This is a genomic window from Arthrobacter crusticola (assembly GCF_004357995.1).
Lineage (GTDB): Bacteria > Actinomycetota > Actinomycetes > Actinomycetales > Micrococcaceae > Arthrobacter_D > Arthrobacter_D crusticola.
Genome location: NZ_SMTK01000001.1, coordinates 98,049 through 113,385, shown reverse-complemented (window position 1 = coordinate 113,385; position 15,337 = coordinate 98,049). Strand labels below are relative to the sequence as shown.

Sequence of the window (15,337 nt, the reverse complement as noted above, 5' to 3'; positions counted from 1 at the left end):
CCGAGGGGCCGGCCGGTGTTGAGGTATTCGGCGGTCACAGCGCCCTCCCTCCCGTGCTCTCCAGCGGGCGCGGCAGGGGAAGCCCCTGCGCCTCATCGGTCAGGCGTGAGCTGCGCAGCGTCAGCAGGTATGCCTTTTCGGTGTCCGCGGCAATCCGGTTCCAGGAATACCGGGCCCGGACCCGCCGGTAGCCGTTCCGGCCGAGTTCGGCGCCCCAATCGGGGCTGTCGAGGATTTCCCCCACCGCACCCGCGATGGCACCGGGGTCCTGCGGCGGAACGTGCCTGCCGGTGCGTCCATCGACCACCGTGTCGACAAGTCCCCCGACGGCCGCGGCGACAACCGGCACCCCGCACGCCATGGCCTCGAGGGGGACGATGCCGAAGGGCTCATACCAGGGGGCGCAGACGACGGCATCGGCGCTGCGCAGCACCGGGGGCATCTCCTCCCGCCCCACCTGGCCGGCGAACACCACCCGGTCCTCGACCCCCAGGTCGGCGGCCAAGGCCTTCAGCCGCCGTGCCTCCGGATCCTCCTCAAGCCGGGCAGCGTTCCCGGGGCCGCCGACGAGCACGAGCTCGACGTCGTACCCGCCGTCGGCGAGGATCCGCAGGGCGCGGATCACCAGGTCCATGCCCTTGCGCGGGACGAGGCGCCCGACCGACACGATCCGGTGCGTGCGCCCGCGGGGTGCCGCTGGGCCGGAGGGGGAGAACAGGTCAAGGTCGACCCCGCAGGGTGCGATGGAGACCCGGGTGCCGGGGATGCCGAGCGCCGTGAGTTCGAAGACCTCGTCGCTGCAGGTGGCGATGATCCGATCCGCTCCCCGGCCGACGGCGGTCTCGAGCCGAATGCGCTCTGCGGGGCTGGTGTCCTCGCCGCCCTGGTGGCGGCGCTTCACCGTGCCCAGGGCGTGGAAGGTCTGGACAACCACCGGCCGGCGGGTGGGAGGGCACTGCGCCGCCGCGTCGAGGCAGGCCAGCCCGGACATCCAGAAATGTCCGTGCACCACCTCGGGCGGGCGGGCCCCCCAGTCCGCCAGGATGCCCCGGGCGAAGTCCGGCATGAACGGCAGCAGCTGGTCCTTGGGCACGGCGCGGGGCGGACCGGCATCGACGTGGACGATGTCCAGGCCCGCAGCGGACCGCACGCGCCCGGGCAGCCCCGGATCATCCCGCCGGGTGTAGACCGTGACGGCGTGGCCGCGCTGCGCGAGGGCACGGGACAACTCGGCGACATGCACGTTCTGACCGCCGGCGTCGACTCCGCCCAGGGCCGCGAGCGGACTCGCATGTTCGGAAACCAGGGATATCCTCACTGCGCTCTCCTTTCGGTTACTGCCAGGACCCGCCCGCGCCCGGCGGCCGAGTCCAGCACGTCGTCCCAGTCCGCGAGGAACCGGATCAGGGAATAACGGTCGAGGGCGGCCCCCCGGGCGGCGCGGCCGCGGGAACGGGCTTCATCCGGGTCTGCCAGCAGCCGCGCCGCCATGGCCGTAAGCTCACCGACGTTCGTCGAGACGGCTCCGGCTTCGGGCGGGACCGCCCTGGCTGCCTCGGTGGTTGCCAGGACCAGCACGGGCATGCCCAGGTGCATGGCCTCAAGCAGGGCAAGTCCAAGCGAGGTCCACCGCAGGGGGTGGAGATAGGCGCGGGAGCGGGCCAGCCGGGCGTGGAGCTGCGCGGTGGGCAGGTCCCCACCGAGCCGCAGCCGCCCCGGCGGCAGCCCGAGCAGGTCCGGGAGGCCGCCGCCGCCCATGCCGAACACCTCCAGGGGCGCGGTGGGGGCAAAGCGGGCCAGCAGGTCGGTGCCGGTGACGCGGCCCCTGCGGACCGGTTCGTTGATGACCACCCCGAGCTGCTCCAGCTCCCCGGTGTAGAGCGGGCCGGGATCGACGATGCCATGTTCTACGACGGTGGTCCGGGCGATCCCGTTGTCCCACATCAGCTCGTTGAAGTGGGTGACGTGGACCACGGGGATGAGGTCCTGCCCCCCGAGGGGATGTAGCGCCGACGGAACGTCCCCTTTGGGGGTGTTGTGCTCGAGGAACACAGCCGGCAGGTCCCGTCCGGGCGTGCGGTTCAGCAGCCGCTCGCACTCTGCGATCTCCTCGACCCGCTGCAGGACGACGACATCGATGTCCTGCCCGGCGAGCTGCCCGGGCTCGACCTCTCGCACCGAATCGGGCCAGTCCCTCCCCGCGCGTCCCAGGCCCCATGGCCCGCCCTCGGCGGTGGTGGGCAGCAGGTAGGTGTGGCTGCCGCGCACGAAAGCGTCGGTCCACCCTCCATGGACGTGCCAGAGCAGGATCTTCATTGGCTCCTCCTTTCCCGGCCGCGCGCCTCCGCGCGGCCGATGCGGCGCCGTGAACCGAGCGATGCGACCCCGGCGGTCAGCCGGCGGGCCGCGTCGACGACCTCCTCGGGCTGGACGCTCGAGAGGCACGGATGGCCCGGCACCGGGCAGGTCCGGGCACGGCTCAGGGCGCAGGGCGCGCCCTGGTCCCCGAGCAGTTCGACGGGCACCTTGTAGGGCGCCCACCGCACAGCGGGCACCACGGGCGAGAACAGGCAGGCCACCGGGGTCCCCACGGCGGCGGCGAGGTGGGCCGGCCCGGTGTTGCCGGTGATGACGACCGAGGCGCCCCGAAGGACGGCCGCCAGGGACGCAAGGTCCGTGCGGCCTCCGAGGTCGAGGCCCTCGGGGCCGGCGACCGTCGCGGTCAGCCCGGCCTCCGCCGGTCCGCCCGTGACGACCACGCGGAAGCCCGCGGCGGTGAGCAGTTCGACGGCGGCGGCGTGGTGCAGCGGCGGCCAGGCGCGCGCCGGCACGGCGGCCCCGGGGTGCACGACGACATAGGGAGCCTCCCCCACCAGATTCGAAACGTCGGGGAGGCCGGTGACAAGGAGCCGCCCGTCGTCATCCGGGGGGAGCTGGTAGCCCGCGGCCGCGGCGATGCGCAGCGCGCGTTCAGCCTCCGGCTGGTCCTCGGGAAAGTCCTCGCCGGGTTTGAGCCGGACATCGAGCAGGGACCCGGCGTAGTCGACCGACGCCCCCGTGATCCGCCCGATGCCGGCGAGCCGCAGCGCCAGGGCCAGCGGCAGCGGCGACTGGTGGAAGGAGGTGAGGATAACCGCCTCCGTGGCGCCGCACGCCTCGGCATGGTCAATGACCTCCCGCAGCAGGCCGGAGGTGACCGGCGGCGCCGGATCGACGATCCAGGGCGCAGCCCAGGTGAGCACGTCCACGACGCCGGGCAGCAGCCGGGCCGCCGGTGCGCCCTGCGGCCCGCACAGCATGACCACCTCGGAAGGCGCTCCGCCGCGCCCTGCGGCGACGGCACGGACCGCCGGTCCGGCGAGCAGGACGTCCCCCACGCTGTCGAGGCGGGCCACCAGCACGCGACCCGTCACCGCGGATCCCGCCAAAGCAACTCCACGGCACCGCCGAGGGAAGAGGCGACGGCCGGCGCGGCAGCAATCTCCTCCGGGCGGGTGACCGCGGTGGGCACCAGGACACCGGCCGCCCCGGCAGCCCGGGCGGCTCCCATGTCGGCGCCGATGTCACCGATCACCGCCACCTGGCCGGGCTCCAACCCGAGCCTGCGGCAGGCGGCAAGGACCATGCCGGGCTCCGGCTTCCGGCAGGCGCACCCGTCGGCGGGGCCGTGGGGGCAGACCTCCCAGACGGCAAAGGGGCCAAGGATCTCCTCGATGCGGGCGTGAACGGCGTCCACCTGCGCGCGGGTCAGGAGCCCCCTCGCTATCCCCGACTGGTTCGTCACCACCCCCACGGCGACGCCGGCACCCCGCAGCCGGTCGAGGACCTGCCGGGCACCAGGCATCTCCTGGACCAGTGCGGGTTCACCGTTGTACGGGACATCGACGACGAGCGTTCCGTCGCGGTCGAACAGGACCGCCTTTGGAGCGGCCGCAGCCAAAGCCCTGCTTCTCATACAAGCTCTGTTCCCGAGAAGAAGCACTGCTAAACACTTGAAGGCAAACTTCTTTCCGGCCGGCCGCCGGGAAGTGCCCGGCCCGGCGCCCGTTTCCTCTGCAAGGATGGGACCATGGCATTGAACTTCGCCGCGTCCCCGCACCGGGACGGCCGGCCGGAACTGCTGGCCCTGCGCGCCCTGAAGCTGGGCGACCTCCTGGTGGCCGTCCCCGCACTGCGCGGGCTGCGCCGGGCGTTCCCCGGGCACCGCATCCGGTACGCGGCCCAGGCCTGGCTTGCCCCCATCGTGGCGCTCACCGACGCCGTCGATGAGCTGCTTCCAACGCACGGCCTCGATGAGCCCCTGGACCTTGCTCCCGGGAGCGTCGACATCGCCGTCAACCTCCACGGCAACGGACCCGAGAGCCGGGGGCGGCTCGAGGAGATCGTTCCCGCCCGCCGCATGGGCCACCGCTCCCCCGGGTGGGACGGCCCGGCCTGGCAGGACGGCGTCCACGAGCGGCACCGGTGGGCCGACCTCGTGTCCTGGCACGGCGTGCCGGCCGATCCGCTGGATCTGCGCCTGCGCATCCCCGATGAGGAAAGCGTGGCGCCCGGGGCCATCGTCGTGCACGTCGGGGCCGCGTATGGGAGCCGGCTGTGGCCGGTGGACCGCTTCGCCGCCGTCTCCAAGGCACTGGCCGGCGCCGGCCACCAGGTGCTGCTGACCGGCAGCGCCGGGGAGCGGGCGCGGGCGCTGGCTGTGGCCGAGGCCGCGGGGTTCCCCGAGCGCGCCGTCGTCGCCGGGGAACTGCCGCTGGAACGTTTCGCGGCGCTCGTGGCGGGGGCCCGCCTCGTCGTGTCGGCCGATACCGGTGCCGCCCACCTCGCCTCCGCGTACGCCCGCCCCTCCGTTGTGCTCTTCGGGCCGGCGCCGGTCGAGGAGTGGGGCCCTCCGCCCGGGCCGCACATCGTGCTCACCGACGCCTCGAAGCGGATCGGCGAAACCTTCGCCACGGAGCCGGACCCTGCGCTGCTCGCGGTGACCCCCGATTCGGTGCTCGCGGCGGCCTCCCGGCTCGGCGTGTACTAGCGCAGGCCCGGAGCGCCAGCGCCCGGGCGAGGGCCGTGGAGAGGGCTGGGCAGGAACGCAAGCCGGTGGGTCCCGCCGGGACCGCCGGAGCGGACCGGGTTCAGGCGATCCGGATGTCCGCCGAACCGCTGCCCGCCGGCCCCGCCAGCCGCTCCTGCAGCAGCACCAGGATGCGGGCCAGTTTCCGGGACACCTGCATCTGGGTCATCCCGAGGTGTTCACCGATCTGCTGCTGGGTCTGCTCCTTGAAATACCTCCGGTACAGCAGTTCCTTCTCCGCCGGGGTGAGGCCGTTGACCGCCGCCCGCAGCGAGACGAGGTCGTCGCTGCGCTCGATGCAGTTATCCGGCGAGGGAAGGGTGTCCCCCCAGCTCTTGCCGTCGAAGGGTGCGTCGAGCGACTCCGGCCGCAGGCTCGTGGAGCAGGTGAGCGCCTCGGCCACCACCGGCTCCTCGGCGCCGAGTTCGGCCGCCAGCTCCCTCGTGGTCGGTTCCCGCCCGAGCCGCTGCGCCAGCACGGGGGCGGCCCGTACGGCTTCGGTCCTCAGGTCCTGGAGGTGGCGCGGGGGGCGGATCACCCAGCAGCAGTCACGCAGGTAGCGCTTGATCTCGCCGGTGATGGTGGGAATGGCGAACGAGGCAAAGGGCACTCCCCGGGCTGGATTGAACCGCTGCACCGCCTTGATCAGGCCGAGGTAGGCCACCTGCCGGATGTCCGCGGCGTCCGGGCCGAACGAGGAGAAGGACCGGGCGACCGACTCGGCCAGGCCCAGGTGCCGCAGCGCGATGTCGTCCTGCAACGCGGCCCGCAATGGCCCGTCGGTCCTGCCATGAGGCTCACACGGGGGCGTCGGGGTGGCGGCAGGATTCGACATATGGTTCTCCAGTTCGGTGTGTCCAACTGACACCCCCAAAGAACCACGGGCCACCGGGCCCTGCAACGATTAGTGAAAAGTTTTGCTCCCGAAAATCTTCTATTTTCAATTCCGATGGAGTATGCGTTCTCGGCGATTTTCCCGCCGCGCTCAGCTGTCGCTCCAGCCGTCGTACTCACGGAGAACCGCGGCGATCCGGCCCGATCCGGAGTCCGAGGAACCCACCGGATCGTCGACGCCGCGGAGGAGGCCTGGTCAGGTGCTGATCGTGGCGGTGGGCCCTGAGGACTCCGGGCCTGGAACGGCGTCGTCCTGGAGTGCGGAGGCGACCTCCGGGGCTGCCGCGGCGGCAGCCCAGTTCCACCGAGGTGCGCCGAGTTCCTTGATGACGCTCTGAAGATGGGTGCGGAGTTCATCGGAGACGAGGCCGCCGCCTGCCACGAGGGTGCGTTCGACGTCGTCGGCCCGGGAGAGCACCTCACGGCCAGCGTCGGTGATGGAGACAAGGTGGGACCGGCGGTCGAGGTCGTTCCGCACGCGGGCCACGTGGCCGCGGGATTCGAGCCGGGCCAGGGTTTTGCCCATGGTCTGGGCCTGGACCCGGACGATCTGGGCGAGGCTCGCCTGGGTCATGGCCCCCTGCGATGCGAGCACCCCGAGCGCAATCACTCCGGCGTGGGTAACGCCAATGTCCACCAGCCGCTCGTTCCAGGCGTGCTCGACCAGGCGGGCAGCCGTCGTCAGCAGTCGGCCTGTGGGCCATTGCTCCAGATCCGGCATGAAATTGTGCACTCCCTTTCGCTAAGCTGATCAACGCTCATGGATGGCGCCAACCCGTCCCTTTATGATAACTAGGCGTCCCGGTCATTCTTAGTGCCTTCGCGCCGCCCCTATTGAACTGAGGAACCCGCATGACACAACAACTGTCGGCCGGAGATCATGCCCCCGACTTTACGCTCACTGACGCGTTTGGCAACTCGGTGTCGCTCTCGGAGTTCCGCGGCGAAAAGGTCGTCGTCTACTTCTACCCGGCGGCCGCCACTCCCGGCTGCACCACCCAGGCCTGCGATTTCCGCGACAACCTCTCATCCCTCGCGGCGGCCGGATACCGGGTGCTTGGAGTATCCCCCGACGCGCCCGAGAAACTCCGTGCCTTCAGCGAGGACGAGCACCTGACCTTCCCGTTGCTCTCCGATGAGGACCACACGGTCGCCGAAGCATGGGGCGCCTGGGGCGAGAAGAAGAACTACGGGAAGACCTACGAGGGCCTGATCCGCTCGACCGTCGTCCTCGACGAGGACGGGCAGGTTGCGCTGGCCCAGTACAACGTCAAGGCCACCGGACACGTCGCCAAGCTGCGCCGAGACCTCGGGGTTTCCTGATTCCCGTAGACTAAAGGCCGACTCTGCGCTTTCGCGCAGCGTCGGCGCGCGAGTGGCGGAATTGGCAGACGCGCTGGATTTAGGTTCCAGTGTCTTCGGACGTGGGGGTTCAAGTCCCCCCTTGCGCACTTCAGCGCCGGCCCCGGGTCGGCACCCAACGGCACCCCGGTCTTCGGACCGGGGTGCCGTTCTTTCATTGGGCGCGCCCGGTCCCGCCTCCCGACGGCGGTCCGCACCGGGCGCTCCGGCCACGCTCCGGCCTCTCCTCCCCCGCCCGGGCCGGGCCCGGCGGAAATATTCCCGGTCCGACCCATCCGACTTCGACGCACGGTCGAAGTACCTCCGAGACATCGACACGATGCGCTCCACCCCCCAGCAAGCGGCCCCGAACTCCCCCACCGGGCCGAGTCGATCAAGGAGAAATCTGATGGAACTCACCAAGCGCAGGAACCTTTCCGTCCTCGGACTCGCAGCCGTCTCGGTGCTCGGTCTGTCGGCCTGTGGCGGCGGCGGAGAAGCTGCCTCCGAGTCGGCCCCCAGTGCCGAGAGCATGGAGACCGAGGCAGCCGAGTCAATGGCCCCGGAGGCCACGGAAGAAGCCTCCGGCGAGGCAATGGACCCGGCGGCGAACCTCGTCGGGCCCGGCTGCGCCGACTACGCGGCCCAGGTTCCCGACGGTGCCGGCTCGGTCGAAGGCATGGCCCTTGACCCGGTTGCCGTTGCGGCCTCGAACAACCCCATCCTGACCCAGCTCACGGCGGCCGTCTCCGGCGAGCTGAACCCCGACGTCAACCTCGTTGACACCCTCAACGGCGACGAGTTCACCGTCTTCGCCCCGGTCGATGATGCCTTCAAGGCACTGCCCGCCGAGACCGTCGAGGCCCTCAAGACCGACAAGGACCTGCTCTCGGGCATCCTGACCTACCACGTGGTGCCCGGCAGGATGCTTCCGGCCGACCTTGAAGGAACCACCCAGACCACGGTGCAGGGTGGAGACGTCGAAATCACCGGATCGGGTGACGAGCTGATGGTCAACGGCGCGAACGTCATCTGCGGCGGCGTCCAGACGGCCAACGCCACCGTGTACCTGATCGACGGCGTCCTCACGCCGCCGGCCGGCTAGGAACCTCCCTGGTGTAACTCCTCTAACGTGACCAGGGAACCTGGATGGGCCCCCGCACTCGCCGTGCGGGGGCCCGTTCTCTGCGGGAAACGGGTGGTACGCGGGCACCGGCGCCCGGGCGGCCGCCCCGGCCGCATCGCCTAGACTGGACGTCCAACCACCTAGCCGGGCGCTGCGCCCCTTTGGAGAATCTGGCTGTGAAGAAAACCGCCGGGCGCGTCCGGCCCCGACGTGGCCTCCGAGTCCTTGCCGCGGCCGCCGTAGCGCTCAGCCTCCCCGCCTGCACCTCGGCGCCGCCCGCGCCGCCGTCCCCGTCGGCTCCGGCGCCGGCCTCCTCCGCCGCACCTGACACCACCTTCCGGTTCGGGGCGGCAGCCGACCCGACCGGCCTGGACCCCGCGATGGCCAACGACAGCGAATCCTTCCGGGTGACGCAGCAGCTGTTCGAGGGCCTTGTCGGCATCGACCCGCTGACCTCCGAGCCGGCACCGCTGCTGGCCGAGTCGTGGGAGGAACGCAGCGAGGGCCGGGCCTACGCCTTCGAGCTGCGGGAGGACGTCGTCTTCCACGACGGGGAGCCCTTTGATGCCGAGGCGGTATGCGCGAACTTCTCCCGCTGGTTTAACACTCCCCCCGCGGCGCGCACCGCGGCGGCGGCGGCACTTTCCTTTGAAACCGTTTTCCTGGCCTTCTCCGACAACGCCGAGGCCTCCCTGTACAAGGGCTGCCGGCCCCTGGGCGAGCACGAGGTGCTCATCGAGCTGAACAGCCGGATGACCGAGTTCATCCCTGCTCTCGCACTGCCCTCCTTCGCCATGTCCTCCCCGCGGGCACTGGAGCAGCTGGAGGCGGACAAACTGACCGAGACCCGGGAGGGAGTACGGCTGTCCCGGTACGCCCTGGCACCCGTGGGCACCGGCCCGTTCCGGCTCGAGAGCTGGACCGGGGAGGAGGTGAGGCTGACTGCGTCCGACTCCTACTGGGGGGACCCCGGCGAGGTCACGGACGTGGTGTTCACCACCATCGCCCACCCCGATTCCCGCCTCCGTGCCCTGAAGGCGGGCCGCATCGACGGCTACGACTTCGTCACCGTGGAGAACGCCGCCGAACTGGCCCGGGCAGGCCAGCAGCTGCTGCAGCGCGACCCCTATTCGGTGCTGTATCTGGGGCTGAACCAGAACTTCCCGGGCGTCGACAACGTGCTCTTCCGCCAGGCGGTCGCCCACGCCATCGACAAGGAGGCGCTCATCGAGGGCCGCTTCCTCAACGGCACCAAACCGGCCCGCCAGTTCCTTCCCCAGAAGCTCGGCGTGAGCAGCGAGTCCGTCCCCTCCTACAACCACGACCCGGACAAGGCCCGTGAGCTGCTCGCGGAAGCGGGGTATACAGGTACGCCGCTGCCCTTCTACTACCCGCGCAATATCTCCCGGCCGTACCTCCCGGCCCCGGAGAAGGTCTACGCCGAACTCAGCAGGCAGCTCACCGCCGCGGGGTTCAACCTCAAACCGGTGCCCGTCGACTGGAACGAGGGCTACCTCGACCGGGTCCTTGAGGACGGCGACCGCGCTTTCCACCTGCTGGGCTGGAGCGGGAGCTACCAGGACCCCGACAACTTCGCGGCCGCGCTCTTCGGCAGATACTCACGCGAGTTCGGCCTTGAGGACCATCAACTGTTCAGCAAGATCACGCGGGCCGGGACCCTGCCCAACGGCGAGGACCGGCGGGAGGCCTATGCGGACATCAGCAGCCAGGTTGCCACGCGGCTGCCGGCCGTTCCGCTGGCCTTCCCCATCTCGGCCCTGGCCATGTCCCCCCGGGTTGCCTCCTACCCGGTGAGCCCCGTCATGAACGAGGTCTTCAACCGGATCGACCTCGACGGAGTACCTGCCCCCGGCGGCGACGCAAGCTCCGGCTGATTTAATTAAGGCGGCTCCCAGCCGTTAGGCTTCAAGGGCTAGGACCTCGCGACTGGAGACAACGTTGACTGCACAAAGCCAGGCGGCATCACCCGCATCCACCACCGACGTTGTCCTGATCGGCGGGGGCATCATGAGCGCCACGCTCGGGGCGTTCCTGAAGCAGCTTCAGCCGGACTGGGACATCTCCGTCTTCGAGCGCCTCGACCGCGCCGGCCTCGAAAGCTCCGACCCGTGGAACAACGCCGGAACCGGGCACTCGGCCCTGTGCGAACTCAACTACTCGCCGGCCGGTAAGGACGGGTCGGTCGACCCGTCCAAGGCCGTGGCGATCAACGAGCAGTTCCAGGTCTCGCGCCAGTTCTGGGCCCACATGGTCTCCAGCGGACACCTCGGGGACCCCCGCAACTTCATCAACCCCGTCCCCCACATGAGCTTCGTCTGGGGCACGGCGAACGCAACCTACCTGCGGCGGCGGTATGAGGCCCTCAGCGCCCAGCCGCTCTTCCGCACCATGGAGCACTCCGAAGACGCGGCAACGATCGCCGAGTGGACCCCCCTGATCATGAAGGACCGCAACCCGGGCCAGCCCGTGGCGGCCTCCCGGGTCGCAGGCGGGACCGACGTCGACTTCGGCGCCCTGACCCGCGGGCTCACCACCTACCTCGAGGGCAACGGCGTCGAACTGAACTACCACCACGATGTGGTCGACGTCTCCCGCGCCTCCAACGGGCGCTGGGACATCAAGGTGAAGAACCGCGGCACCGGCGCCACCCGCACGGTCAGCACGAAATTCGTCTTTATCGGCGCCGGCGGCGGTGCCCTCCACCTGCTGCAGCGCAGCGGCATCCCCGAAGGCAAGGGCTTCGCAGGCTTCCCGGTGTCCGGGCAGTTCCTGCGCTGCACCGACCCGGACACGGTGAACCAGCACAACGCCAAGGTCTACGGCCAGGCCTCGGTCGGCGCGCCGCCCATGTCGGTGCCGCACCTGGACACCCGGTTCGTCAATGGCGAGCGGTCCCTGCTGTTCGGGCCCTACGCCGGCTTCTCCACCAAATTCCTCAAGCGGGGCTCCTTCCTCGACCTGCCCGGGTCGGTCCGCCCCTCCAACCTGGTGCCGATGCTCGCCGTTGCCAAGGACAACGTCCCGCTGACCAAGTACCTGATCTCCGAGGTCCTGAAGAACCGCGAGGCCAAGAACGAGGCCCTCAATCAGTTCGTTCCGTCGGCCAACGGCGGCGCCTGGGAACTGATCACCGCCGGCCAACGTGTACAGGTCATCAAGAAGGCCCCCAAGACGGGTGGAATTCTGCAGTTCGGAACGGAAGTCATCACCTCGGCCGATGGGTCGGTGGGGGCCCTCCTCGGCGCATCGCCGGGGGCGTCCACGGCGGCTCCGATCATGATCGAACTCCTGAAGCGGTGCTTCCCGGCGAAGATGTCGGGCTGGGAGGCGAAGCTGAAGGAGATGATCCCCGGATACGGCGTGAAACTCAATGAGAACGAGGAGCTTGCCGCGGAAGTCCAGTCGATGACGGATCGGGTCTTGAAACTCCAGTAAGCCGCGGCTGCCCCGGGACACCAGGCACCGTCAGCACCGAAGGCAGGCCCATGTTCCGTCTGGCGCAGCTCTCCCTGGGAAACCGGGCCCTGATTGCGTTGATCACCGTTTTTGCCTCGGTGTTCGGCGTGATCACCGTCGGCTCGCTCAAGCAGGAGCTCATCCCCTCGCTCGAGTTTCCCCGGATCACCGTAATCTCCTCGGTGCCCGGCGCCTCCCCGGAATACATCGACAAGCAGGTCAGCGGCCCGCTCGAGAGCGCGCTCAGCGGGGTGGAGGGGCTCGAAACCTCCTCGGCCACCTCCCGCAGCGGGGTCTCCACGGTCAACCTCGAGTTCGTCTACGGGACGAACCTCGACCGGGCCCGCGCCCAGGTGGACCGGGCCATTTCCGCGGTGCGGCCCAACCTCCCCGAGGACGTCGAGCCGCAGGCCCTGGCCGGCAGCATCGGCGACTTCCCGATCGCCTTCCTGGCCATCTCCTCCGACCGGACGCTCAGCGAGCTGAACGACGAACTGACCCGGCTGACGGTTCCCCGGCTGCAGAAGCTCGAGGGGGTCCGGTCGGCGGACATCACCGGCGGCTCGCGGCAGCACATCTCGGTGCTTCCCCGCGACGGCGCCCTCGCCGAGGCCGGGGTGCAGGTCCGGGACATCGTCGACACCCTCGAAGCCAACGGCGCCCTGTTCCCGGTGGGCACGCTCGAGGAGGAGCTGCGGTCCCTCACCATTCAGGCCGGCAGTCCCGTCGCGTCCCTCGACGACATCCGGGGCCTGCCCGTGCTGCCCTCCGAGCCGGCCGGAGCTGCTGGGCCGGCCCCGGAGGCTCCCTCGACTCCGGCCGCCCCCGGCGTCCCCGCGCCCGGTGTTCCGGCGCCGGGCGTTCCCGGTGGAGCTCCGGGGTTCCCTGGGCCCGGCTCCCCTGGCTCCCCAGACCCCGCGAACCCCTCGCCCGCCGAGCCCGCACCGGCTCCCGGCGCCGATCCGGTCACCATCGGGGAGGTCGCCGACGTAGAACTCGCCGACGACGCGGCCACCTCGATCACCCGGACCAACGGCGTCGAAACCCTCGGCCTGACGATCACCAAGGTGCCCGACGGCGACACGGTGCGCATCTCCCGGGCGGTCGGCGATCTCATCCCCGAGCTTGAGACGGAGCTGGGTGACGGCGCGAGCATCACGGTGGTCTTTGACCAGGCGCCCTTCATCGAACGCTCCATCAAGGACCTCACCACCGAGGGGCTGCTTGGCCTCGCCTTCGCCGTCGTCGTGATCCTGGTGTTCCTGCTGTCGGTGCGCTCCACCCTGGTCACCGCAATCTCCATCCCGCTCTCGCTGCTGGTGACCTTCATCGGTCTCTACGCGGCCGGGTACTCCCTGAACATCCTCACCCTCGGGGCGCTGACCATCGCCATCGGCCGGGTGGTCGACGATTCGATCGTCGTGATCGAGAACATCAAGCGGCACCTGAGCTACGGCGAGGAGAAGCGCACGGCCATCCTGACCGCGGTGCGTGAGGTGGCCGGGGCGGTGACGGCTTCGACCCTGACCACCGTGGCGGTGTTCGCGCCCATCGCGTTCGTTGGCGGACTCGCCGGTGAGTTGTTCCGCCCCTTCGCCGTCACCACCGGCATCGCGCTGCTGGCCTCCCTCGCGGTGTCCCTGACCATCATTCCGGTCCTCGCCTATTGGTTCCTGCCCCGCACCCGGACCACCGACGTCGACGACGACGCCGCGTCAGAGGCGGCCCGGCAGGGGCGCGCCCTGGCGGTCGAGGAGGCCCACCGCGCCGAACGCCGCTCCTGGCTGCAGCGCGGCTACCTCCCGATCCTCCGCGGAACCCAGCGCCACCCCGTCTGGACGCTCACCGCCGGCGTGCTGGTGCTTGGGGCCACGGCCGCCATGGTTCCCCTGCTCCAGACCAACCTGCTCGGCAGCAGCGGCCAGAACAGCTTCAGCATCTCCCAGACCCTCCCGGCCGGCTCAAGCCTCGCCACGACGGCCGCGGCGGCCGCCCGCACCGAGGAAGTGCTCGCCCGGGACCCGGCGATCCGCGACATCCAGCTGACCGTTGGCAACGCCCAGGGCGCGTTCGCCGCCCAGTTCTCCGAAGGGGCCTCGGTGGCGAGCTTCACCGTCACCACCGACGAGGACGCCGACCAGGACGCGCTGCAGGCCCGGATCCGGAACGACCTCGAGCAGCTCACCGGTGCCGGGGACTTCTCGCTTTCGAGCCAGCAGGGCGGCTTCGGCACCTCAAGCACCATCGACATCAACATCACCGCCCCGGTCCCCGAGGACCTCCAGCGCGCAAGCGATGCGGTGGTGGAGAACCTCCGAGGGATTGACGGCGCCGGCGAGGTCACGAGCAACCTCTCCGCCGCCCAGCCGCAGGTCCAGATCAGCGTGGACCGGGCCGCCGCGGTCGCCGCGGGGCTCACCGAAGGGCAGATCGCCGGACTGCTTGGCGGCAGCATCAGCCCGGTCCCCGCCGGAGTGCTCCGGCTGGAGGCCACCGACTACCCCGTCCTCATCGGTGAGGGAACGCCCATCACCAGCCTGGCCCAGCTTGAGGACCTGGTCATCCCCGCGGCCGAACGCCCGGTTCCCCTGACCGAGGTGGCCACCATCGAGGAGGTCCAGGTCCCGCTGACGGTCACCAGCGCCAACGGGGAGCGCACGGCACGCGTCTCGGTCACCCCGGCCGGTGACGACCTGGGCGCCCTGACCGCGGCGGTCTCCGCGCGCCTCGAGGGTGTGGACCTGCCGGCCGGAGCCACCGCCACCGTCGGTGGGGCGGCGGCACAGCAGAGCGAGTCCTTCGGCCAGCTCTTCATTGCGCTGTGGGCGGCTGTCGCCATTGTCTACGTCATCATGGTGGCCACGTTCAAGAGCCTGCTTCAGCCCCTGATCCTGCTCGTCTCCATCCCGTTCGCCGCGACCGGGGCGATAGCACTGCTGGTGATTACCCGCATCCCGCTCGGACTGCCCTCGCTCATCGGCATGCTCATGCTCGTGGGAATCGTTGTGACGAACGCCATCGTGCTGATCGATTTGATCAACCAGTACCGCAGGCCGCGGGATGGCACGCCCGGGCTGGATGTGGCCGAAGCCATCCTGCAGGGCGCCCGGCAGCGGCTCCGCCCCATCCTGATGACCGCGCTGGCCACGGTCTTCGCCCTGACGCCGCTGGCCCTGGGGCTGACCGGCGAGGGCGGCTTCATCTCCCAGCCGCTTGCCGTCGTCGTCATCGGCGGGCTGGTCTCCTCCACCGCCCTGACCCTGATCCTGGTGCCCGTTCTCTACCGGCTGATCGAGGGCCGGCGGGAACTGCGCGCCCGCCGCCGCGAAGCCTCCGACCGCGCGGAGCAGGCCCGGGAAACGGTGCCCGCCTAACCCGCCCTGGCCCGTACGGCGCCCGTACCGGCCCGCCCGGCCGGCGCCGGTGCCCAT

Annotated in this window: 12 protein-coding genes and 1 tRNA gene; 7 read left to right on the top strand and 6 right to left on the bottom strand. The window is 70.5% G+C overall.

All coding sequences use genetic code 11. From position 1 onward, the window contains the following. Window positions 1-34 precede the first annotated feature (34 nt). Genes E2F48_RS00550 through E2F48_RS00535 form a run of 4 tightly spaced genes read right to left on the bottom strand, consistent with a single transcriptional unit; the run spans window position 35 to window position 3,955 of the window. Window positions 35-1,318 carry a glycosyltransferase gene (locus E2F48_RS00550; protein WP_133402098.1) on the bottom strand — a complete coding sequence of 428 codons (1,284 nt, stop codon included), beginning with the start codon at window positions 1,316-1,318 and terminating at the stop codon, window positions 35-37. Then, window positions 1,315-2,316, bottom strand: coding sequence for a glycosyltransferase (locus tag E2F48_RS00545; RefSeq protein WP_133402097.1), 1,002 nt, complete (start codon window positions 2,314-2,316; stop codon window positions 1,315-1,317). The genes E2F48_RS00550 and E2F48_RS00545 overlap by 4 nt, the downstream gene beginning before the upstream one ends. Continuing rightward, the gene (locus E2F48_RS00540) at window positions 2,313-3,413 is read right to left on the bottom strand and encodes a glycosyltransferase family 9 protein (RefSeq protein ID WP_246018451.1); all 1,101 of its coding nucleotides are present in this window, start codon (window positions 3,411-3,413) and stop codon (window positions 2,313-2,315) included. Before E2F48_RS00540 ends, E2F48_RS00545 begins: the two co-directional genes overlap by 4 nt. Then, window positions 3,410-3,955 (bottom strand): D-glycero-alpha-D-manno-heptose-1,7-bisphosphate 7-phosphatase, encoded by a 546-nt coding sequence (locus E2F48_RS00535; RefSeq protein WP_133402096.1) that lies wholly within the window; start codon window positions 3,953-3,955, stop codon window positions 3,410-3,412. Before E2F48_RS00535 ends, E2F48_RS00540 begins: the two co-directional genes overlap by 4 nt. A 114-nt stretch (window positions 3,956-4,069) precedes the next feature. On the opposite strand from E2F48_RS00535, the gene E2F48_RS00530 reads away from it, so the two are divergent. Next, window positions 4,070-5,029, top strand: coding sequence for a glycosyltransferase family 9 protein (locus E2F48_RS00530; protein ID WP_133402095.1), 960 nt, complete (start codon window positions 4,070-4,072; stop codon window positions 5,027-5,029). A 100-nt stretch (window positions 5,030-5,129) separates the two neighbouring features. On the opposite strand, the gene E2F48_RS00525 is transcribed toward E2F48_RS00530, so the two are convergent. Both E2F48_RS00525 and E2F48_RS00520 read right to left on the bottom strand, forming a co-directional pair. Beyond that, window positions 5,130-5,840 carry a sigma-70 family RNA polymerase sigma factor gene (locus tag E2F48_RS00525; RefSeq protein WP_246018450.1) on the bottom strand — a complete coding sequence of 237 codons (711 nt, stop codon included), beginning with the start codon at window positions 5,838-5,840 and terminating at the stop codon, window positions 5,130-5,132. Between the two features lie 318 nt (window positions 5,841-6,158). After that, on the bottom strand, window positions 6,159-6,683 hold the full coding sequence (locus E2F48_RS00520) for a MarR family winged helix-turn-helix transcriptional regulator (protein ID WP_133402656.1): 525 nt from the start codon (window positions 6,681-6,683) through the stop codon (window positions 6,159-6,161). A gap of 131 nt (window positions 6,684-6,814) precedes the next feature. Here E2F48_RS00520 and bcp point away from each other — a divergent pair, with 131 nt between their 5' ends. The 6 genes from bcp to E2F48_RS00490 all read left to right on the top strand — a co-directional run bounded on the left by bcp (window position 6,815) and on the right by E2F48_RS00490 (window position 15,280). Then, entirely contained in the window at window positions 6,815-7,285 is a 471-nt protein-coding gene (bcp, locus tag E2F48_RS00515; protein WP_133402093.1) for a thioredoxin-dependent thiol peroxidase, read from the top strand. Between the two features lie 46 nt (window positions 7,286-7,331). Beyond that, window positions 7,332-7,413, top strand: a tRNA-Leu gene (locus tag E2F48_RS00510). Between the two features lie 299 nt (window positions 7,414-7,712). Further along, window positions 7,713-8,408, top strand: a complete 696-nt coding sequence (locus E2F48_RS00505) for a fasciclin domain-containing protein (protein ID WP_133402092.1) — start codon at window positions 7,713-7,715, stop codon at window positions 8,406-8,408. Between the two features lie 197 nt (window positions 8,409-8,605). Then, window positions 8,606-10,324 carry an ABC transporter substrate-binding protein gene (locus E2F48_RS00500; RefSeq protein ID WP_246018449.1) on the top strand — a complete coding sequence of 573 codons (1,719 nt, stop codon included), beginning with the start codon at window positions 8,606-8,608 and terminating at the stop codon, window positions 10,322-10,324. 64 nt (window positions 10,325-10,388) lie between these two features. Further along, window positions 10,389-11,885: a malate:quinone oxidoreductase gene (locus tag E2F48_RS00495; protein ID WP_133402090.1), complete on the top strand. Its 1,497-nt coding sequence runs from the start codon at window positions 10,389-10,391 to the stop codon at window positions 11,883-11,885. A 50-nt stretch (window positions 11,886-11,935) separates the two neighbouring features. Next, window positions 11,936-15,280 (top strand): efflux RND transporter permease subunit, encoded by a 3,345-nt coding sequence (locus E2F48_RS00490; RefSeq protein ID WP_133402089.1) that lies wholly within the window; start codon window positions 11,936-11,938, stop codon window positions 15,278-15,280. Window positions 15,281-15,337 lie beyond the last annotated feature (57 nt).